General features: G+C 29.2%; 17 protein-coding genes. 4 read left to right on the forward strand and 13 right to left on the reverse strand.

The features are described 5' to 3' along the window. Positions 1–41 precede the first annotated feature (41 nt). The 6 genes from KEC93_RS21385 to hflX form a co-directional block, all read right to left on the reverse strand. Positions 42–779, reverse strand: a complete 738-nt coding sequence (locus KEC93_RS21385) for a YebC/PmpR family DNA-binding transcriptional regulator (protein ID WP_077841199.1) — start codon at positions 777–779, stop codon at positions 42–44. An 888-nt stretch (positions 780–1,667) separates the two neighbouring features. Then, positions 1,668–2,315, reverse strand: coding sequence for a YigZ family protein (locus KEC93_RS21390; RefSeq protein ID WP_077868604.1), 648 nt, complete (start codon positions 2,313–2,315; stop codon positions 1,668–1,670). 376 nt (positions 2,316–2,691) lie between these two features. Continuing rightward, positions 2,692–4,134, reverse strand: coding sequence for an aminotransferase-like domain-containing protein (locus KEC93_RS21395; RefSeq protein WP_077868603.1), 1,443 nt, complete (start codon positions 4,132–4,134; stop codon positions 2,692–2,694). Positions 4,135–4,161: 27 nt separating this feature from the next. Next, on the reverse strand, positions 4,162–5,082 hold the full coding sequence (locus tag KEC93_RS21400; RefSeq protein WP_077868602.1) for a nucleotidyltransferase domain-containing protein: 921 nt from the start codon (positions 5,080–5,082) through the stop codon (positions 4,162–4,164). A gap of 560 nt (positions 5,083–5,642) precedes the next feature. Further along, positions 5,643–6,185: a hypothetical protein gene (locus KEC93_RS21405; protein WP_023973251.1), complete on the reverse strand. Its 543-nt coding sequence runs from the start codon at positions 6,183–6,185 to the stop codon at positions 5,643–5,645. Positions 6,186–6,266: 81 nt separating this feature from the next. Beyond that, positions 6,267–8,057 carry a GTPase HflX gene (gene hflX / locus KEC93_RS21410; protein WP_039769539.1) on the reverse strand — a complete coding sequence of 597 codons (1,791 nt, stop codon included), beginning with the start codon at positions 8,055–8,057 and terminating at the stop codon, positions 6,267–6,269. A gap of 662 nt (positions 8,058–8,719) precedes the next feature. On the opposite strand from hflX, the gene hpt reads away from it, so the two are divergent. Together hpt and KEC93_RS21420 are read left to right on the forward strand one after the other, a co-directional pair. Further along, positions 8,720–9,241, forward strand: coding sequence for a hypoxanthine phosphoribosyltransferase (hpt, locus tag KEC93_RS21415; RefSeq protein WP_012060385.1), 522 nt, complete (start codon positions 8,720–8,722; stop codon positions 9,239–9,241). 411 nt (positions 9,242–9,652) lie between these two features. Next, positions 9,653–9,997 carry a four helix bundle protein gene (locus tag KEC93_RS21420; protein WP_077868601.1) on the forward strand — a complete coding sequence of 115 codons (345 nt, stop codon included), beginning with the start codon at positions 9,653–9,655 and terminating at the stop codon, positions 9,995–9,997. 68 nt (positions 9,998–10,065) lie between these two features. Here KEC93_RS21420 and yunB read toward each other — a convergent pair whose 3' ends face one another. Continuing rightward, positions 10,066–10,722, reverse strand: a complete 657-nt coding sequence (gene yunB / locus KEC93_RS21425; RefSeq protein ID WP_077868600.1) for a sporulation protein YunB — start codon at positions 10,720–10,722, stop codon at positions 10,066–10,068. 106 nt (positions 10,723–10,828) lie between these two features. Here yunB and KEC93_RS21430 point away from each other — a divergent pair, with 106 nt between their 5' ends. After that, complete coding sequence (locus KEC93_RS21430) at positions 10,829–13,303, forward strand: transglycosylase domain-containing protein (protein WP_077868599.1); 2,475 nt, start codon at positions 10,829–10,831, stop codon at positions 13,301–13,303. Between the two features lie 94 nt (positions 13,304–13,397). Here KEC93_RS21430 and KEC93_RS21435 read toward each other — a convergent pair whose 3' ends face one another. Both KEC93_RS21435 and ndk read right to left on the reverse strand, forming a co-directional pair. Beyond that, positions 13,398–14,258, reverse strand: a complete 861-nt coding sequence (locus KEC93_RS21435; protein ID WP_077841737.1) for a YcdB/YcdC domain-containing protein — start codon at positions 14,256–14,258, stop codon at positions 13,398–13,400. Between the two features lie 362 nt (positions 14,259–14,620). Beyond that, positions 14,621–15,028 (reverse strand): nucleoside-diphosphate kinase, encoded by a 408-nt coding sequence (ndk, locus tag KEC93_RS21440; RefSeq protein ID WP_012060389.1) that lies wholly within the window; start codon positions 15,026–15,028, stop codon positions 14,621–14,623. A gap of 437 nt (positions 15,029–15,465) precedes the next feature. Between ndk and KEC93_RS21445 the strand changes: the two genes are divergently transcribed. After that, complete coding sequence (locus KEC93_RS21445; RefSeq protein WP_077868598.1) at positions 15,466–15,738, forward strand: acylphosphatase; 273 nt, start codon at positions 15,466–15,468, stop codon at positions 15,736–15,738. A gap of 680 nt (positions 15,739–16,418) precedes the next feature. On the opposite strand, the gene KEC93_RS21450 is transcribed toward KEC93_RS21445, so the two are convergent. From KEC93_RS21450 to KEC93_RS21465, 4 genes are all read right to left on the reverse strand, one after another. Next, on the reverse strand, positions 16,419–17,153 hold the full coding sequence (locus tag KEC93_RS21450) for a phosphatase (RefSeq protein WP_077309119.1): 735 nt from the start codon (positions 17,151–17,153) through the stop codon (positions 16,419–16,421). Positions 17,154–17,474: 321 nt separating this feature from the next. Then, the gene (locus KEC93_RS21455) at positions 17,475–19,676 is read right to left on the reverse strand and encodes a cellulose biosynthesis cyclic di-GMP-binding regulatory protein BcsB (RefSeq protein WP_077868597.1); all 2,202 of its coding nucleotides are present in this window, start codon (positions 19,674–19,676) and stop codon (positions 17,475–17,477) included. Between the two features lie 11 nt (positions 19,677–19,687). Beyond that, entirely contained in the window at positions 19,688–20,941 is a 1,254-nt protein-coding gene (locus KEC93_RS21460) for a glycosyltransferase family 2 protein (RefSeq protein ID WP_065418883.1), read from the reverse strand. A gap of 4 nt (positions 20,942–20,945) precedes the next feature. Beyond that, positions 20,946–22,142 carry a polysaccharide deacetylase family protein gene (locus KEC93_RS21465; protein WP_241394839.1) on the reverse strand — a complete coding sequence of 399 codons (1,197 nt, stop codon included), beginning with the start codon at positions 22,140–22,142 and terminating at the stop codon, positions 20,946–20,948. Positions 22,143–22,194 lie beyond the last annotated feature (52 nt).

A 22,194-nucleotide genomic window follows, 5' to 3' on the forward strand; every position in this document is an offset into this window, starting at 1 on the left:
TCTTATCAGTTCAATCCTAGCAATACCAATGCTTTCAGAGCCTATTCATCCCATCCTTCAGGGAATTCAGCGTTGTGGTACACTTCTTGAACGTCATCATCGTCATCAAGTAAATCTAACATCTTTTGGAACTTCTTAGCATCAGCTTCATCTATTGCTGTGTATGTATCTGGAATCATCTTAACTGAAGCTTCTAAGAATTCAATGCCTTGTGCTTCTAATGCTTCTCTAACTGTTCCGAACTCTTCCGGTGCAGTTGTTACTACAAATACTTCATCTTCTGATGCGAAATCTTCAGCACCAGCATCTAATGCAATCATCATTAATTCATCTTCGTCTTTATCTTCTTTTTCAATGACAATTTCACCTTTTTCTTGGAACATAAATGATACACAACCTGATGTACCCATGTTTCCGCCGCCTTTTGTAAATGCACTTCTTACATTTCCAGCAGATCTATTTTTATTATCAGTAAGAGTTTCAACTATTACAGCTACTCCACTAGGTCCATAACCTTCATAAACTATATTTTCATAATTAACTGCTGATAATTCACCAGATGCTTTCTTAATTGCTTTTGAAATAGTATCATTAGGCATGTTTGCTGCCTTGGCTTTTGCAACTACATCTCTTAATTTTGCATTTGTATCTTGATTAGCTCCACCATTCTTAACAGCCATCACAATTTCTTTACCTATCTTAGTAAAAATCTTACCTCTTTTTGCATCTGTCTTGCCCTTTTTTGCTTGAATGTTATGCCACTTTGAGTGTCCTGACATATGTTTTCCTCCTTACTTTATTCGTAATAATTATCTATATTTCTATAAATATATATTGCAATTAAGCCCCTACATCTTGATCTTATTTTAGCACTTAACTTACTAAAGTTTTAAATATAGCTTCATGTCAACAATATATATAATATCTATTTGTAACGATTCTTATTACAAGTTATTCATTTAATTAATGATTTTTTCTTTAAAATACAAAATCCAACAGCTATTATACCACATTTTACATAAGTTCACAATTATCCTATCACCAAATAATTCTCTATAAGCTTTATTAAAATATAACATTATATTACAGCCAAGTTTCTAGCTTTTTAACACAATTTTGGATCTAATCCATTAGAATTTAAATGCAAATTTATCATTATGGCATATATAAACCTAAGTTGCATGTTATAAAAAATTTATTGCTAAAACTATATTTTCACTTTGAAATAAAAATCTCCAGTAGTAGTTAATTATGAATAATAAATTTTATAATTAGCTTGTATTCTCATTCTTTTACGAAGTATCTCGCTGAGCTTCAAATACGTAACTATAGACATTCCAATTATTAATTAGACTTATTCTGTGAACATATTTCCATATTTACTGTATATAAATGATTATCTTTAGCTAGAAATCATAAATATATTTGTGGAGAAAACATTTGAAAATGAGCTGTTAAAGGTTCTTAGCTGTAGGTTGTTCCATTTTAGCTTGTCAAACTGAAAGTTGGAGCATGCTAAAGTGGATACAACCTGCTGCTTAGAACCTTCAGCGATATTTTCATAGCTTTTCGGAATCAAAATATTTATGATTTCGGCAAGTTACCACATAAGTCTAGTTTTAAAGTTGGATATCTATAAGCAACGAACCATAATTCTAAAATACTATTTATATTTTCAAATATAATCTAGTTCCCTCTTTAAAATATATGTCCTCTTCACTTTTTCTAACTATCACTTTTCCGTTAGTAACTTCTACAATCTCGTTTTCTATATCTTCAGCCATTAGCTTTTCTGCTAATATATTGACAACTACTTTATCGCTGTATTCAGTACCTTCTATATGCCAAGAATTTTGACCGCATGTATATTGAACTTTTCCAAATAGATCATATTCCATTTCAAAACTTAATTTTAAGCCTTCAACCTTTTCTACAACTCCAGCTGATTTTATTGCGATGCTGGCACCTTTTGTATAGGCTCTAGTTAAGCCACCTGCCCCTAAAAGTATTCCGCCAAAATATCTCGTAACAACTACTGCACAATCTGTCACTCTACTTTTTTTCATCACTTCAAGAATTGGTATTCCTGCTGTTCCTTGTGGTTCGCCATCATCTGAGTACCTTTGAATATTCATGTCTTTTCCGATTATATATGCTGAGCAATTATGCCTTGCCTGTTTGTGCATATTCTTTATCTCATTTATAAAAGCTTTAGCTTCCTCTTCATTTTCCACTCTTCTTGCATAACCAATAAACTCTGACTTCTTTTCTTCAAATCTATCTTCACCAAAGTCTTTTACTGTAATGTACGACATATCAATCTAGCTCCTTTTCAATCTCAAATCAGAATATATAGTACGCATATTGATTTAAAACAATTTTATACATACTTAAATAATTAGAATATTACGATACCTTCCTATGCTGCATTTTTACTGCATATTCTGAAGAATATATATTGTACAGAATATATATTCTAATATTGTTTAAAATATATATTCTAAAATTCTTAAGAATATTAACATGAAGTGAAACTTAGCCTCAGAGGGAGTTTTTAGGTGCCCCTTGATGGTAACTCTCCCACTGAAGGTTAGTTGAACTTATCTAGTGTCGCGTGCCACTGTTATCTCCCACTTTAATAGAATATGGGAATATTACAGCTACTAGATATCCGATAAAATCTCTCACTAGTTAATTTAACTTGTCATATCTAAGTTCCTTAGCCAAAATTAATTCTTCCTTAAGTATTTTCATACCTTTCTCAATCTTTTCCTTATCGGTTTGATAAAAGGCTATCCTAAAAGAATCTTGTCCATCATTTTGTGATGTAAAGAACATAGCCCCTGGAGTAATATATACATTTTTCTTTCTAAGTTTTATAAAAAGTTCTTTAGTATTAATCTTAAACTCATCTTTTAAAGTTATATAAAAATTCAATCCACCTTTTGGATCATTGTAGGTTAACATATCTTTAAATTCACTATCTAGAATTGTTTTTAAATGCGTATACCTTTTTATATATTCATCATTTAGATTTTTAATATTCTTTTTCCACTTATTACTCGAAATATATAATTCCAAGGCTCTCTGCATTAAACTTGAAGTAGTTATATCTGTATTGTGCTTTGAATTTTGAAGAGTTTCACTGAATACTTCTGGTGCAACTAAGTATCCTAATCTTATTCCTGGAAGAAATATTTTCGAAAAACTTTTTATATAAATTACCCTATCATTTTTATCAAGCCATTTAAACGGCACATATTCTAATGAATTTTCATATATAAGTTCCGATAAATAATCATCTTCAATTATGTAAAAATCATAAATTTCTGCAAGGTCTAAAATTCTCTTCTTCTTTTCTATACTATAACTTACTCCTGTTGGATTTTGAAAATAACTCATTGTATAAAAACATTTTATTTCGTTTTTCTGTAATATCTTTTCAAATTTATTTAAGTTTATTCCATCTTCATCAATTGGCACTTCAAACAAATTAACTTTTCTCCATTTAAATACTGATAATGCTCCTACATATGTTGGCTTTTCAACTATTATATTATCATTTATATTTAATATTCCTTTAGATGCTATATCAATTCCTTGTTGAGCACCTGATATAATTATTATGTCTTCATCGTTTAATTTATTATTCCAAAATACTTTATTTATAGTATAAATAAGATTAGTATATCCATTTCTGTTGTCTGAAAGTAACGCATTTGCTCCATCTCTTTCTAAAACTTCATTTATAATTCCTTTTAAATCATCAATAGGGAATAACACTTCCCCTGTAGTCTCCCCAGTAAAATCTATTACATCAGTTAAATCTCCCATGGATATCTTTTTTAATGCATTTGAATATTCTTTTCTAAAATTTGAAGCAACTTCTTTTCTTTTTGCATAACTACCGCTTCCTACCTTTTGATAGGCATAACCTTCTGATTTAAGCTTATTGTATGCACTAACTATAGTGACATTGTTTACGCCTAATTTTTTTGACAGCTCTCTTATAGTTGGAAGTTTGTCTCCTTCTTTTATCTTTCTTTTATCAATTAAACTTTTTATATAATTAGCTACTTGAATATACTTAGGGATATCATTATCTTTAAACGTAAAATCTTTATAAATATCCATAAAACTCTCCTTTAATTGATTGTAAGACTATTTTTTTGATTGTGCCTCATAACTCTTGTATGAATACACATTCTCTCTGACTAACTTTTCATTAGAAGGCAAATCCAAATTTTTAGTATCTTTCATTATTAATTTTCTCTTGTATAATTCCTTTAGTATATCTTCTATTTTTATATTAAATTCCTTGAACTCATCACTGTTTTTTATTTCAAAGGAGCTTAAAAATGCATTTTTTTCATATAAATAATCCAGTAAAGACTTAGCGGCCTCATTTATATTTTCATCTAGAAAATTCTCGATATAATCTACAGCGTTTTGTATATTTTCCTTTGCGCATTTATCATTAAACAAATTATCAACTATAACATTAAATTTATTATTTAAGTTTATAGCCATTTTTACTGCGTCTTTACTTACAGTGTATCCATTTAAATTTAAATATAACTTAGCAAAACTATCTAGAGCTCTTATTAAAACTTCATAAGATGTAAAAACACTATTGTTTTGCAAATACTTTTTAGTTACTCTAATATCTTTTATAACATTACCTAAATACACCAAGTTCCAAGTTTCTCTGTATTTATCTAAACTATATTTGGCTTTATTAAAAATGCTCTCAATTTCATCATCTCTTGAAAATATTATTTTAGAAGATATTAGTAAGTTCCTTATAACTCCCTTATTCCCATTACTTTCGTATAGTTCTAAAAAGCTTTCTTTATTTAGGACCTTTATATGTACCGGTACCCCTAGTATTTCAGAATATATGTCTCTAACATTATCAAATATTTCCTTATATACAATGAATAAATCTATGTCAGATTCCTCCCAAAGATCACCGCTAATTATGCTTCCAAATGCAAATATAGCTAACACTTTTTTATTAATCTTCAATACATTTATTAACTTTTCAGAGGATTTCTGATATTCTAATATGGATTTTGACACTTAATTTCACCTTCTTTTACTAAGACATTGTATACTTTGTTTATCAGATGGCTATCACCTAAAGCATTTATTCATTTTAATTAAAAAATAACAGTTGCAAGCTTCTTGAGATCTTGCCTTTTAAGGCATAAGTACAATTAAATTCTAGATAAAGCTTAATCACATCTGAATCAAAGTTTTACTTTATAACAAACTTACTAACATTATAACGTAAAGAAATATTTATTTAAAGGTACTACTTTACAGTACTACTCAAATCCATAATATTCGAAGAACAAAATCGCAGGCGACTGTGGTTAAGTTCCGTATTGTGCTTCGCACTCTTTTCATATGTGTAGATTTTTTCACGCATCTGCCTTTTCGAACGCATGTGAGAAAAATCTGCACATCAGAAATAGCAGCTCTGCTGCATATAAGAACATTTTATGCAGGCGAATAAGATTTCTTTTTTATTCTTTTTAAAATACAAAAACTAGTCAATCAACCTTTTTTAAATTATCCACAGATTTTATTGGAATATAAATTCCTAAAGAATAAAAAAAGATTCTTAAATATAATATCTAAGAATCTTCTGTTCTATTCACAAATGGCGGACAATCTTTATCCATTTTCTTTATCTGATGTATGTAAATCTTCAAACGCCTGCTTAATGACTCTAATATCTGATTAAGTTCGTGATTCATTTCATAAACAAGCTCCAATGATTCCCTTAGTTCTTTTCTCTCACCAAAAGTATTACTTTGTATTACCTGTGCAACTCCTGCTATATTTAAAGATGATATAGAGATAAAGTATAATGCATCAAGTAAAGGACGTACCTCTCTAGTAAAATAAGTTAAACTTATCTGCTCGACTCTAATTGAAGCAACATTAGTTTGAGCTGCACTTATTTGTGCTATTGCTGTACTCATATTTGATAATTGCGTTAATACTTGATTCTGCATATCTCTTAGTTCATTATTTAAATCCGATGATACATTTTCATTACCAGCGGCATCAGTCGCATTAGCACCTGTACTTCCCTGATTCAATGCCCTCTGAGCAGTTCTTAGGGATCTTGCGCTTCTAGGATCTAATTGATTTAATGGTCCACTTGTTTCCATAAACTATAGTCTCCTATAACAATTCTTATTTAAGTATATTACGGAAGAACTATATTTATTATTATATTTAATCAGTTAACCTTATATCTTAGCGTATTCCTGAGTTTTATTAAAAACTTCATCATCTACTTCTGCTACCATATATGTTCCATTATCTTTATATTCTTCTTCAAGTATTCTAGCATTTCTATGTAAGAAAGATTGAATATCGCCTTTCTCATAAGGTATTAAATACTCTACTTTTCTATAATTATATGGCAATTTTTCCTCAATTAAACTTAGCAATTTATCTAAATTTATTTTTTCTTTAGCCGAAATTTCTATTACATCAAAATTTCCTACTGCAAATTCTTTAATTCGCGCTTTTTGTTCTTCAGTAGCTTTATCTATTTTATTTAAAACTAATATTGTTTCTTTATCTATAGCCCCAAGCTCACTTAAAACCTCATTTACAGCATTATATTGATCTATTGCACTATCTGAAGATACATCTATTACATGGCATAGAAGATCTGAAAATATAACTTCTTCTAAAGTTGATTTAAATGCTTCCACCAAATCATGTGGTAATTTCCTTACAAAACCAACTGTGTCTGTAAGAGTTATCACTCCTTTTTTACTTAGAGTTACAGCTCTTGTTGTAGTATCTAATGTTGCAAAAAGCATATTTGCTTCAAATACTTTTTCCTTAGTTTTATTTTCATTTTTTGCTGCCAAATCACAAAGTGTATTTCTTAAAGTTGATTTTCCTGCATTAGTATATCCAACTAAAGATACTTTAGGAATATTTTCTTTTCTTCTCTTTTCTCTTTGTACTTCTCTAGTTCTTTTTATTTTCTTAAGCTCATCTTTTAAATCATATATTGTTTCCATTATATGTCTTCTATCTGTTTCAAGCTTCTTTTCTCCAGGTCCTCTAGTTCCTATACCACCACCTGTTCTAGATAATATAGTTCCGAGTCCCTGTAATCTACCTAATCTATATTTCAACTGAGCTAGCTCTACTTGAATTTTTGATTCTTTAGTTTTAGCCCTTGTTGCAAATATTTCTAATATTAATGTTGTTCTATCTATTACTTTGGCTCCTAATGCAGCTTCTAAATTTCTAACTTGAGATCCTGAAAGCTCATCATCAAATATTATTACATTAGCTCTTTCTACCTGCCTCATAGAAGCAATTTCCAACACTTTACCTCGTCCAATAAAGTATGCTGCATCAATTTTACTTCTGCTTTGGAATACAGTTTTTAAAACAGGTATGTTGCAGGCTTCTGTAAGCTCTGCTAATTCCTCTAGACTTTCTTTTGTATCAGAACCAACTAATATTGCTTTTTCTTCTGTTTCCTCTATGACATCATTGTTCTTAATTAAATTTTCTATAAATCTTATCCTATCTAAAATATTTATAGACATAATTTCATTTAAAGAAAGATTACTTTTTTCTTCTGTTTCTAATTTATTGTTATATAAACTAAGCATTCCCAAAGAAAAATCTATTATATTACCATCTGTTATAGCCACTGATATAATTGCATCTAGCTTTAATTTTAATAGAGCTGTTAAATCTAGCGCTGAAAGATTACAATAACCATTTGGATGAGTATGTATAACTCTAACACCTGATAATCTCTTTTCATCTATATCTATTATTGGAACCTCAACAGATGTAGAATCTCCAATTGCAACAGATGTGACATTACCTTTTCTATTTATAGCTACACTGATTTCTCTTTCAATAAAACTAGAAACTCTAGAAATAATATTTAAAATTTCTTCATTACATATTTCATCCTTTAAATTTCTTATAGAATAAATATTCTCTAACTCTTCTATTAAAGATTTTCTAATTCCTTCAATATTTCCATATATCATTAATAAACACCTCACATTAGCCAAGGGATATTTAAGAAAATAACAAAACAGTATGTTTATCTATCTCGTGTCATACTGCATCGTTAGGTTTACCTTGATAGTTCTCTATGCGTTAAACCTTCCTACTTTCCTGACGCAAAATATACATATTAGAAAAGAGCCTGTATGTTGCACATAAGAACTTTTCATTACATCTTTAACTCGCTATTTTCCTCATATCCCTATCTTGACAACTTTCATATAATTTTATACTATTAATTCATTAATTATAACTTTAATAATCTACACTTGACAATATACATTTTATAAATTTAGAGTAAATTATCACATAACTTGAAAAATATGCAACAATTTATAAATACCTATGAGTATTTTATCTGTAATCATATATATTGCAAAAATAATTCTTCATCATAATTCTAAAAATATTGCAAGAATTTTAGCCGTAATTGTGAATTGTGAAATGTGCATTGTGAATTGCAACATAATATATTATGTATTCTAAAAAATTAAATTCATCAAAAATAAATTCAAACTATCAGTTATTGTAAACCAAATAGAATGAATTATATTATTTTAGAACTTATATGTTAATAATAAGCTGTGTATTTTTAAGGAAATGTGTACATTTGAAAAATAAATATAAAAGGAGTTTTTTAAACATGGAAGATAAGAAACGTAACATTCTTTTTTCTGAAGAACAAATTAATACAAGAATAAAGGAATTAGGAAAAACTATTGCTGAAGATTATAAAGGTAAAAAACTTTACATTTTATCTTTACTTCGTGGAAGTTTTATCTATGCTGCTGATTTAGCTAGAGCTATAGATTTAGATGCTAAAATAGGATTTATGACTACATCAAGCTACGGACATAGCGAAACATCTTCTGGGTCTGTTAAAGTAGTTAATGATATCTCTGATAATATTGAAGGATGGGACGTTCTTATAGTTGATGATATAGTTGATACTGGAATTACAATGGATTTCGTTTATAATTACATAAAAGGTTTGAACCCAGCTTCTGTAAAGACTTGTGTTCTTCTTGATAAACCTTCTCGTAGAAAAGTACATATACAACCTGATTACTGCTGTTTTGAAATTGAAGATGTATTTGTAGTTGGATACGGATTAAACTACGGTGATTATTATAGAAATGTTCCTTACGTATTTAATTGGGAATAAAAAAAGAACCTCACGGTTCTTTTTTTATTCCAATTCACAATTCACAATTCACAATTCACAATTCACAATTCACAATTCACAATTCACAATTCACAATTCACAATTCACAATTCACAATTCACAATTCACAATTCACAATTCACAATTCACAATTCACAATTCACAATTCACAATTCACAATTCACAATTCACAATTCACAATTCACAATTCACAATTCACAATTCACAATTCACAATTCACAATTCACAATTCACAATTCACAATTCACAATTAAAAAAATCCCTTCGGGATTTTTTTAATTTTCTGTTCTTAAATTTCCCAAAAAACTTTATTATTTAATTGCAAATTGTTTAAATCTTTTTAACTTGTCAATAATTATGATATCTAAAAAAATTAGGATGGTGATTTAAATAGACTCTAATATTATCGTCACTAAATCTTTTGATTTTGCTCTTGATATCATAAATTTATACAAGTTCTTGATTCGTGATAAACAAGAGTATATTTTATCTAAACAATTATTAAGATCTGGAACAAGCATTGGAGCTAATGTAAAAGAGGGTATTCGTGGTTTTAGTAAGTCTGATTTTAAATTTAAAATGAATATAGCTTTAAAAGAAGCAAATGAAACCGAGTATTGGATAGAATTACTTATTAAATCGAATATTATTGAGCAAATTGTTGGAAACCCCATATTATTAAAATGTAGAGAATTATGTAAAATTCTAAATAGCATAGTTAAGAATTCAATTTAAAAAGAAATAAGATAAGGTGAAGCCTTGTCTTATTTCTTCTTACATTGTGAATTGTAAATTGTGAATTGCTAATTATTTTGTTCATTTGTAGGAAATCCAAGAGTTGTATTTGGTATTTTTCCAACTATGATTGTGTCTGAAACCGGAACTTGTGTGCTCACCTCAGCATCTTGATTCCTTAGTGGAAGTCTAAGCCTGATTTTAGCTGTAACATTTAAGTATATCTTATGCCTAGTTTGATTAATTCCAGCACTTTCAAATTTAGATTCATAACTTGTACTTATATTTCCTATAGGCTCTATCTCAACACTTATCTTAGGGCCAACATTATAAAAGGCACTTTTATCACTCATCCAGCCTAAAGGAACTTTTATTGCATTGTTCTTCATATCACTTAATTCTTTATTACATTCTGTAGACAATTCAGCTGCTATATAATTCAATTTTCCAGTATCCGCTTGAATTAAAATTATATTGCCTTGGTTGTCTTTTTCAATTTTTACCATCTCATCATACTTAAAATCTTTTGATAAAATATCTACACTTTTTTTATTTATTATATCTAATGTTTGGGACTTTGCCATTATTGTCGCTATTTCTGTCACAGAGGGCATGACCCTTTGATCAAAAAACATTACAGTTATGTTTAAAATGACAATAATAACTATAATAAGTACTATAAATGATATGTATTTATGCGTTTTTCGTCTTGTATAATATTGCATTGTCAACACCTTTATTATTGAGTTATTTATTTAATCATACTATAATTATGCTATAATGATATAGAATATTATTAAATTATATACCTTGTAATTTTAGGAGGATAAAATGGCAATTAATGATAACGTGAAAAAACCAAACAATGCCCCACGAAAAAAAAAGCCATCTAAAAAGAAGAAAAAGAAATCAAAAAAAATTTTTAAGGGCATATGTTTTGGTTTTATATTTTGTTTTCTTGCAATGTTAGTAGTATGCGCAGGTTATGCTTTTGCTATTATAAAAACTACGCCTCCTCTAAATGTCGATGCTGTATTAACTTTAAACCAACCTTCCAGTATATATGATAGTGCTGGGGACTTTATGGATAATATGCAGACTGATGAGGAACGTTACGTTATAGATTCAAGCAAAATACCATCTAACTTAAAAAATGCTTTTGTATCCATCGAGGATGAAAGATTCTACCAACATAATGGAATAGACATTCAGAGAATTGTAGGTGCAGCTTTTTTAGATGCAAAGAGATTTGTTACTGGACAAAAAGGACTACATGGAGCATCTACACTAACTCAACAATTACTTAAAAACACAATTTTAACTAATGATGTTTCTATTGAAAGAAAGATAAAGGAAGCTTATTTAGCTATTAATTTAGAAAAAGCATTAACAAAGGATCAAATTTTAACAGCTTATTTGAACACAATTCCCCTAGGTGGTCATGTGTATGGAGTGGAGGCTGCATCTTTATTATATTTTGGTAAAAGCACACCTGATTTATCTTTGATTGAATGTGCATATCTAGCCGGAATTACTCAAGCTCCAAGTTCATATAGCGCTTATAACAATCAAAAGGATCCAAGTCCTTATATTAACAGAACACTTACCGTTTTAAGTCAGATGCACAAGCTTCAATATATTGATGACGCTCAATATGATAAGGCCGCTAACGATGTTAAAAATGGTGGTCTAGTATTTAAATCAATTAAAAAGGATTATAGATTAAATTATGAATGGTTTGTATATCCTGCTGTGTCTCAGGTAAAAGAAGACTTAAAGGAAAAATATAAATATTCAGATGAAGAAGTATCTAAATTAATGGTTAATGGTGGTCTTAAAATCTATACAACCATGGATAAAGATCTTCAAGATTTTACCCAATCTACTTTAGATAATTATAAAAACTTAGGAATTAATAACAAGGAAAGCTACGATAAAGATGGTGTTCCTTTATTACAAGCGTCCGCAACAATAATGGATTACAGAAATGGTCATGTTCTTGCAATGGTTGGGGGACGTGGTAAACAAGGTCCGCAATCAATAAATAGAGCTTATAATGATTTGCGTCCTATCGGATCGTCTACAAAACCATTAACGGTATATGGTCCTGGCATAGATCAAAAAATTATAACTGCTGCAACACCTATAAATGATGCACCAATACCTCCTGAAATCGGAAAGAAGTATTCTCCAGCAAAAGATGGTCCTTATAATCCTCTAAATTCCCCTAATGAATATTCAGGACTTATGACCTCAAGAGATGCTCTTACGCATTCAAAGAATACTGGTGCAGTTTTAACAGAAGATAAGATCGGTATGAAAACTGGTATTGAATACGGTGAAAAGCTTGGTCTAAAGTATAATGCTGCTTCTAAGTCATCAATGGCAGCTGTTGCTTTAGGACAATTCAATAACTCTCCAAGTGATAGGGACGGTGGTAATACATCTATCTTAGCTGCTGCATATGGCAGCTTTGGTAACAACGGTATATATACAGAGCCTATGCTATATACAAAAGTAGTTGATTCTACAGGTAAAGTTTTACTTGATAATACTTCGCCAAAACAAGCAAAAGTTTTTTCACCACAAGCTGCATATATTCTATATGATATGTTAAAAGGACCAGTAAATGAATACAATGCTACTGGTGCAAAGTGGGGCAATATGCCTGTTGCTGGTAAAACTGGTACTACTTCTAATTCCACAGATTTATGGTTTGCAGGACTTTCACCTTACTTATCAGCTTCTGTTTGGATTGGATATGATAATCCTAAAGAACTCCATGGTAGTTCAAGTGGGTGCGCTGTTGTTTGGGGAAAATTAATGGCTAAAGCTCATGCAAAGTTAGAGGTAAAAGATATAGAAGAGCCTAGCGGAATAGTAAAAGCTAGTGTTTGTAAGGATTCTGGTGAACTTTCAACCCTTTTCTGTAATTTTGACCTTAGAGGAAGCAGGGTTTATGAAGAATTATTCATCGATGGAACACAACCAACTTCAAATTGCACAATACACTCTGGCACTAATCGATATAATTTTAATAACGGATCTTCGGCTAATTTAAACCCTGCAGATAATAATTCAAATTCGGGTAATGCCCCAGCAGATTCCGAGACTCCTCCTGCAACTAATAATGACGCACTAGCTCCACCTGTCGTTGGTAGTACGGAACCTTCACAGAAAACTGAAAATAATAATGAGAATAATAATTCAAATTCTAATAATGCCAGCACTGGTGGTAACAGGAATACTACTCATAATTCTTACGGACCTGGTAGTAACACTCAGCATCCACCAACAACGAATTAAATAGCTCAAATATATTATAAATTTGCTAAATTTTAAATTTATATAAAATGAAAAAGATAGAGGATAATCAAATTACAGATTATCCTCTATCTTTCTATTTGTTTGTAATAACTTCTTTTTCAGCGCCATCTTTTAATATATTTAAAACATCACCGCTCTCAGCGCTAATAAAAAACTTCCAACTAATATTTGCACCTTTATCATTCTTACCATCTATAGTTACAATGTAACACACTTCATATATTTGGCTTTTTTCTTTTTCCATTCTATTATCTGCATAAACTAAATCAGTTTCATCTTTAACTACAGTTTCTTTATTATATTTTTCAAAAGAGTCAACGGATATTTTTTTTGCTTCTCCACTAGAAATATTTATTACAGGATCTTTACATTCCCTTTGCATTGTAGAGTTGGAATACCCATCTAGAAATCCACTTTCTTTATCAATATTTAATTTTATTTCATCGAAATAAAACGGATATCCATTCTTTTGCTTTGTATATATGAATGAGTAATATGGCAGCTTTTTAGCATCCTCATTGCTATTAATTGTCTTTAAGACCACTTCTCCATCATATATGTTCTTTAAGTACCCTTCTGCTAAAGTTCTAGCATCTTGTAAATTAATTTTTGTTGCATTTGCTGGAATTTCTTTTTTTGCAAAACCTATTACATTATTATCTTTATCTAAATCTATACCAAAACCTTGAGTTACTATACTTCTATGAACTAATTCATTCTGACTATTTAGCGTCCTTCTTCTTTCATATTTTATAGATTCTAAATTTTGTTCAGTATTTATTGCATTAATTGAATATAACCTAGCCATAAAATCCTTAGATGCCCTAATATCTTTTGCACCTGGACCAATCAGATTATACAGTATTATGACTATTATTATGATGAGACAAACTAAAATTATTCCCCCTATAATACTCGCTTTCCTTAACTTCATTAATTACCTCCCTTGCAGACTTAACATTGCTATTCTATTTTATTATACCATATTTTTATACTAGTCACATTCAAAAAAATAACAATTCCATCTGTTCCAAATGTGCTAGTTCAAAGCTTATTCTTTGAGGCTAGCACCTTGGGTGCAACTTTATAGACTTAGAATCACCCATCAGAATTACCTAGAAACTGGAACAAAAGTATATTATTCATTTTGGTGATGCATACGCATAAGTATAGATTATATTCGTTTTATCTATATATTCTCCACACACAAAAAGGCCTACTTTAAATACTAATTGTATTCTAAGTAGGCCTTTTTAAATCTAATATTCAATTATTCATTCATTTAAAGTCCGTATTTTATATTTCTGGAAACCATAAAGCAATTTCTTCTTTAGCACTTTCTACAGTGTCTGATGCATGAACACAATTTTCTGTCTTACTTCTAGCATATCTATGTCTTATTGTTCCTTCTTCTGCATCTGTTGGACTAGTTGCTCCATTAATCTTTCTTATTCTTGCTACAGCATCTTCACCTTGCAATATTAATGCACATAGTGGGCTCCTTGTTATAAACGTTATAAGTTCCTCATAAAAGTCTTTTCCTTTATGTTGACTATAATGCTTTTCAGCAATTTCTCTTGTAGCTCTCATAAGCTTTAGGGCTACTATTTTTAAACCATTATCTTCATAACAACTTAAAATATTTCCTATTATATTTCTTTCTACTCCATCTGGTTTAACTAATACTACGCTTCTTTCAATCATACGAAGACCTCCATATAGTGTAATTAATTCATATTATTCCCTAATACATATACATTATACTAAAGATTCTGAAAATTTTAAATACTTTTGTGATTATCATCTAATTTTTAGATGTATTATGATATAATAAAAAAATAAATAATGAAATATATGTTAAGTTATATGAATCACTATGGCTAGGAACAATCAAATAAATAACAAGTATATTTGCCATCCTATTTTACATCATTGGAAGCTCGACTCACATGCGCTCACTGAGTATTCACAGAGTAAGCGGCCATCATCAAATCACAGATTTGAATGTCTGCTTAACTAATTCACACCAAATCATAGATTTGGTTTCTCTGCTCATCAGCAAATTGACCTAATAGGCCTGATATGAGAAAAACATATTTTATCAAAAGTATCGATTTATAAAGGAATTGGAGGATAAACACATGATTAGATATTCAGCAATAGTACAAGGAAGAGTACAAGGTGTTGGTTTTAGATATTTTATTCAACTTACAGCTTGCAAACTAAATTTAACTGGTTGGTGTAGGAATCTTATGAACGGAAATGTAGAAATTGAGGTTCAAGGACTAGAAACTAATGTCTTATCTTTCGTTTCCGAAATAAAAAAAGGAAATGGATTTGCTAAAGTTTCCGATATAGATTTAAATATAGTTCCAGTATTAGATAGCGAAAAAAAGTTTTCAATTAAATATTAGTCAAAAAATAGAATGTATACATAACCCAACTAATAGCTGAACTTCTGCAGATAACTCTCCGAAATGAATAACATACTTTTGTTCCAGTTTCTAGGTAATTCTGATGGGTGATTCTAAGTCTATAAAGTTGCATCCAAAGTGCTAGCCTCAAAGAATAAGCGCTCACAGAGAAAGTTCGAAGAACGAAATATAAAATTTCGATTCTCACTTTTTGAACTAGCACATTTGGAACAACTTATAGCCAAAGAATCACATCAATCATAATTACCAATGAAACATTCCACAAAAGTATATTACTCATTTCTATCTGGAGGATATTTCATAGTTTATGATTGGGTATCCATACTATAGATATCCAACCCAAAAGATATACCTATACTTTAATCTTTGTGAATTATACTAGAAATTAGATACATGTTTGAGAAAGCGGCATTTGAAATTGAGTTGTGATAGTTCTTAGTTGAAGGTTGTTCCATTTTCTGCTTGTCCTAAACTTGTTTTTGGACCATGCAGAAATGAGTTCAACCTTCCACTTAGAACTATCCAGCGAAAATTTCACTAGTCCGCTGGAACAAATTTGTATCTAATTTCGGTTTTCCCACACATAAATATAATTTTAAATTTGGATATCTATAAGAATTTAGCTTATCATACATTCTATTGTTTAATTTCTATTGCAATTATTCTACTTCTAAATCTTTTATTCTACCTTTTTTCTTTAATCTCAATAATAATTCCTTTGGATCATTATTTATTATAAGTTCTTCCGGGAATTCTATTGATTCTAGCATATTAATAGCTTCTGTAAATTCCCCAATACGAGTACAAAAGTGCGCATCACTATTTATTATTAGCTTAGTCTCATGTTCCTTACATAACGATGCTATTTTTGTACAATTACCTAAACTTCCAATTCTAGATGTTGTAAATGAGCTATTGTTAATTTCTATTAAAACATCATTTTCCTTAGCACACTTTATTACTTCTTCAAAGTCAACTGGAACTCCTGGATTTCCAAGATGACCAATTATATCAACTTTTCCACTCTTTATTACGTTTATAAAAGCTTGTGTATTTTCTGCAATATTTCCAACTTTGTAAACTTCATCATGTATACTTCCAATTACAATGTCCAATTTTTCTAATGTTAAATCATCCATGTCTAAGCTTCCATCATAATCAATTATGTTAGCCTCAGTTCCATAAAGCATTGTAACTCCAAAAAGTTCTCTTGGCAGCACCTTATAATTATTGAAATACCATATATGCGGAGAATGTGGCATAGTAATTCCGTGCTCTGTAGTACCAAGCACCTTTATTCCTTTCTCCGAAGCAGCTTTTGCATTTTCCATTAAGGTTGAGTAAGCATGGCCGCTTGCTATAGTATGAGTATGCACATCTAATGCATATTTCATTATATCACCCCATTTATCTATTTTTGGTAAAACTATATATGTTGCAAAAATAATTCTTCATCGTAATTCTAAAAATATTGTAAGAACTTTAGCTGTAATTGTGCATTGTGAAATGTGAATTGTACATTACAACAAATATAGTTTATAAAGTATTTAATTATTATTTTTCTCAATTACTATGTTATCATATTTAAATTTTTATTCAAATACGATCAGGTCCCCGAAAACATTTACTTAAAAATAATTATATTGGTCTCATATAGTAGGATCTACTGCTCCACTCTACTTATATAATAAAAACTTGACTTAATATATAATTCATTATTTTTTATTGTATCGTCTTCTTCTACTTCCTATTTTACCTTTATCGCTCTTGTCTTTGCTTTTGTTTTTATATAAATATAGAACTATAGCAATTACTGCAAATATTATAAACAAACCTATTATTATAAGCATTATCTTGGCATTGCCGCCTAATTCCTCTACCTTTTCATAAACTGGCTTTGTAGTTTCTTTTTTCATTTTATATGTTTTAATATTACCCTCTTCATCTATTATTGCGCAGTCTCCATTAAGTTTTTGAAACATCTCCGTTACACTTAAATAATTTAGTGAGTCCTCTAATACTTTATTATCTGGCGAGGTTAATACAAGCATTGCCTTTTGGTTGTTATATTTTGATATATCAAATTGGAAGTTTGCAATCTTATAGCTAAAAGGTTCTGTTAATTGAAGCTTTTCATTTGATAAAAATTTTGAATAGCTTTCATCATACTTAAACCATAATTTATCATTTATCTCTGAAATCAATTTATTAGTTTTTGGTGTTCCATAGACTATTATATTTTTCTTTTTATCATCAGCTGTCACATTTGAATTACTGATAACTTTAAAATCTCCATTGTTGTAGGCAACATCTTTTCCTAAAAAGCCAATGACTTTTCCTAATGAATTCATTTCTTTAGAACTTAGACTATCTGGAACAATCATTGCAGTATCATTAAACATTTCATCTTTTACAAATGGTGCACTGTAACTTGAAAAATAATATCCTTCCGTATCGTTATCACCAATATATAAATACGAATCTCTTGTAACAAGGGCCCAAGGCATATTCTCTTCTCTTTTTTCACAATATGTATCTTTTAAAATTAAATCAAAACCAATCTTTATGTCTAAATAGTTTGTATAACTTATATCACTTGGTAAACTAAGCTCCAATTCATCATTTAAAGCCTTACTCTTATCAAGTTTTTTACTTCCTATAGGTGTATTATTAACGTACACTGTAACTAAAGATTTATCAAAATCAAGATTGTCTGAATATCTCATAAAAATTTTAAGCTTATCGCTTTCAGAAAAAACCTTATTTTTAGGAATACTATAGCTTATTCCAGCTTCTCTTCTAAAAGCACCTTTTAACTGTATTTCTCCAATTCCCATACTATCAAAAGTGATTTTTCCACTTTTAGTATCTGGAACTGTATCTACCTTTAAATCTTTATTTACTTTATAAGTATCACCACTTAACTGAGATATTAACTCTTGGTTTCCCAGTGCTTTAACTCCTCTTATTAAGTTGTCATCATCATTACACAAAATCATCATGTTTTTAATATTTGTATTTTTTGAATACAATGAATTTGATATTTTTATAAGACATTCATCACTTTGATCATTTTCTTCTGTATACTCATTAGGAAAACTATTAAATTTTCCAATAAATATATTATTGGTATTTTCTCCTTTTTGAAAATCTCCATACTTAGTTATACTTATTTTATTTTCATATTTATCATTTAGTTTTTGTAAATATGAATTTAAGATGTATGCAGCACTAAGCTCTGAATCAGTGTAATCATCTGGAATTATAATTAATAAATCCTCTAAATCACTATCATTATCATGATTTTTTAAAAATGGATATGGAAAATCAGATATTTTATTATTGGAAATAATATTGTTAAAGGTTGTTTTTATGTTAGTACCATCTTTTATTACAAACCAATTAGCTGAATTAACATCATCTACACATGGGTCCTCAGATAATCTTAAGTAAGCTTCTATTTTTAATTCACTAGATCCAGTTTTTATTAGCTCCTTTGGTATATATACCGTTAACTGCTGAACCTCTGAATCTGCTCTGTAATAAACTTTTTGAGAATAAAAAGGCGTTCCATTAACGGATAATTTTATATAGGAATTTTTACTATTATCAATTAATTGATTTATAGAAAAATTCACTTGAACTTCAGCTTTAGTATTTTCCCACCATTTATCTACATTGAAATATATACTATGACTTGAAAAAGTTCCATTAAAGGATATGTCATTACTTAAACTATAAGTTTTTATACTTTCAGTTGTTTCTATATTATTTCCTTCAGATGCAGCAAATACTTCAGCACCTGTATTAAATATCAAAATCGCTGTAGAAAAAATAAAACACACGAAAAAAAATAATACTCCAAAGATGTGCTTTTCATTGTTCCTCATTACTTTATTTGAAATATATCCTTTCATGCTGCTCCTCCTTAAGAAAATCTTTCTGTCTTATACCACTTTGCTTCCTTTTTCAATACAACATCCCTTATATAATTGTAAAAACCAGCCACCGAAACTATAGCCCACATTTTGCAATAAGTAAAATAGCTTAAAAATATAATCAATACATTTTTTACATTCAATTCTCCTTTTTCTGTTGAAATTGCTACCATTACTGATAAGACAAATACTAATAATGCCATAAACCATAAAATAATCTCATACCCTCCAATATGAAGTTCAATTAAATTTGCTCCTCCAAGCAAAAATAAACAGTCTGATATTACGCTTGCAGATAAAAAAAAGAAATAAACCAAAGTATAATATAGAATATCAAATTTTGTTACTCCTGCTTCTAGTCCAAATAAATATTTCAGATTTTTTATTACTACATATATATTTCCTTTTGCCCATCTGTTTCTCTGCTTAAACCATACTTTAATAGTCTGAGGTTCTTGTTCATAAGTTACTGCAAGAGGCATAAATTTTATTTTATATCCCATTCTATAAATTCTAAAGCTGACTTCTGTGTCTTCTGTTATAGCCTTCGTATCCCAACCTCCCATTTCTTCCATCACTTCTCTTCTAACTACAAAATTAGTTCCTGGAATAGTGCAAAGTTTAAGCATATACCATCTTCCTGCCTGCGCCATCCATTGATATGTAAGAGTTTCTATATTAACAAAGTTTGTAAGTAAATTTACATCCTTATTTCTGCATCTAAACTTTCCAATAACTGCTCCCAATTTCTTATCTTTTATCAAAGTCTGCACCAAATACTTAAGAGCATTTTTATCAGGAGTATTATCTGCATCATAAACCGCCAAAATTTCTCCCTTACTTTTTTGAAGACCTATGTTTAAAGCATTTGATTTTCCTTTTCCCCCTATTATATTGTCAGTATTAATCACTATAAGATTTCTACCATAATAAGTTTTTTGGACATTTTCAAGTACATCTTTAGAATTGTCACTTGAATTATCATTTATTACTATAATTTCATATTTATCATTTGGATAATCCAATTCTAATAAAGAAATTACTGTCTTTTTTATTACTACAGCTTCATTATGAGCTGGAACTAATATTGATACAAATGGATAGCTTTCAAGCTCTTCATACATATATTCCTTGTTTACTTTTGAATAATACATATATCCAGCTATTACTAATATCACATTCATAAAAATTGTTATCCATATTACTATGAGTGAATATATAACTAAATAATCTAAAATATTCATACCATTATTTAAAAAACCTTTTTCTTTCTATATTTCTGCTTATTATAAGTATTCCTATAAATATTATTAAAGCTGCTCCACTGAATATTTCCAATCTTCTATTAGTAATAGTTAAATCCTCTTTAATTGGATTTTCTTTATTAATTGTTTTGTTAACAGCATTTTCATATTCTTCTGCATTAATAAATCTATCCTGAGTTACCTCTTGATTGTTAAAGAAAACTCTTCCATTATCATTCTTAATTTCACTTTCAAACTTTATATAAGTGCTCATTTTATTACTTGGAATAAGATTAATTTCTTTACTTAAAACTTTATCAATATTATTTTTAAATTCTTCTAAATTGCAGTTACTTTCTATTTTTATTGCATTTTTACCGCTTATTTTTTCATTATTAATATAGTCGTTTAAATCAACTTTTTGAATAAAATTGGTATAAGCTTTGATTTCATAATTATCTATATCAATGTTAATATCTTCATTGTAATTTAGAAATAAAGTATTAGTGCTTTCTAAAATATTTTTCAAATCTTCTCTATAGATAAATTCTTCATCAGCATTTATTCCAACTGGATAAATCCAATAATTAGTATAATTCTTAAAGGCCTCTTTAAGTTTATCTCCAATTATTTTCCCCCCTGTATCTGTGCCATTTACTCCTTTAGAATTAATTATAGGAAACTTAAGTATTACTTTTCCTCCATTATCCTGTGCATATCTTAAGGCTTCTGAAAATCTGCCCATGGCTTTCAAGTTTTCATTTACAAATACCGGTGCCGCTTCTATAAAAAATTTAATCCCCTTATCTTTTAAATAATCTACTTCGTCGATTAAATTGTTTAAATCATTAAATGGAGTTACATTATCAAGATATAAATAAGTCTCAGCTTTTAATTTCAAATCCTTTTTATCTAAAAGTTCCGAAGCTTTTTTTATCCAGTTAATCTTTCCGTTATATGATTTTAATTTCTCTTTTAATGCCTCTATACTATGATTTTCTTCTCCTATATTTAAAATGAATATTTCATTATACTGCTGAAAATCTTTTGGATTATCGATATTTATTTTAGATATGCTAATTTCCTTTTCCTCTGATAACTGACTTTTAACTAAAGCACTCAATAAATTTTTTTCACTACCATACTCCTTACTTTTATCATACAAAATAAGTACTTTGTTGTTTTCTCCATAACATTTCATGGGGGTAATAAAATACTCAGCGCCTATAAAGCAAATCAAAATTGTTATGACT

Origin of the sequence: Clostridium beijerinckii, from assembly GCF_018223745.1 — a bacterium.
Lineage (GTDB): Bacteria > Bacillota > Clostridia > Clostridiales > Clostridiaceae > Clostridium > Clostridium beijerinckii.

Bases quoted from the DNA above. Each gene is read 5' to 3' on its own strand.
- KEC93_RS21450 (WP_077309119.1), bottom strand. From the start codon at position 17,153: ATGAAATATGCATTAGATGTGCATACTCATACTATAGCAAGCGGCCAT.
- ndk (WP_012060389.1), bottom strand. From the start codon at position 15,028: ATGATTGAAAGAAGCGTAGTATTAGTTAAACCAGATGGAGTAGAAAGA.
- KEC93_RS21455 (WP_077868597.1), bottom strand. From the start codon at position 19,676: ATGAAAGGATATATTTCAAATAAAGTAATGAGGAACAATGAAAAGCAC.
- KEC93_RS21445 (WP_077868598.1), top strand. From the start codon at position 15,466: ATGATTAGATATTCAGCAATAGTACAAGGAAGAGTACAAGGTGTTGGT.
- KEC93_RS21430 (WP_077868599.1), top strand. From the start codon at position 10,829: ATGGCAATTAATGATAACGTGAAAAAACCAAACAATGCCCCACGAAAA.
- hflX (WP_039769539.1), bottom strand. From the start codon at position 8,057: ATGATATATGGAAATATTGAAGGAATTAGAAAATCTTTAATAGAAGAG.
- KEC93_RS21460 (WP_065418883.1), bottom strand. From the start codon at position 20,941: ATGAATATTTTAGATTATTTAGTTATATATTCACTCATAGTAATATGG.
- KEC93_RS21390 (WP_077868604.1), bottom strand. From the start codon at position 2,315: ATGTCGTACATTACAGTAAAAGACTTTGGTGAAGATAGATTTGAAGAA.
- hpt (WP_012060385.1), top strand. From the start codon at position 8,720: ATGGAAGATAAGAAACGTAACATTCTTTTTTCTGAAGAACAAATTAAT.
- KEC93_RS21385 (WP_077841199.1), bottom strand. From the start codon at position 779: ATGTCAGGACACTCAAAGTGGCATAACATTCAAGCAAAAAAGGGCAAG.
- KEC93_RS21435 (WP_077841737.1), bottom strand. From the start codon at position 14,258: ATGAAGTTAAGGAAAGCGAGTATTATAGGGGGAATAATTTTAGTTTGT.
- KEC93_RS21405 (WP_023973251.1), bottom strand. From the start codon at position 6,185: ATGGAAACAAGTGGACCATTAAATCAATTAGATCCTAGAAGCGCAAGA.
- KEC93_RS21395 (WP_077868603.1), bottom strand. From the start codon at position 4,134: ATGGATATTTATAAAGATTTTACGTTTAAAGATAATGATATCCCTAAG.
- KEC93_RS21465 (WP_241394839.1), bottom strand. From the start codon at position 22,142: ATGAAATGTTATGGAGAAAACAACAAAGTACTTATTTTGTATGATAAA.
- yunB (WP_077868600.1), bottom strand. From the start codon at position 10,722: ATGCAATATTATACAAGACGAAAAACGCATAAATACATATCATTTATA.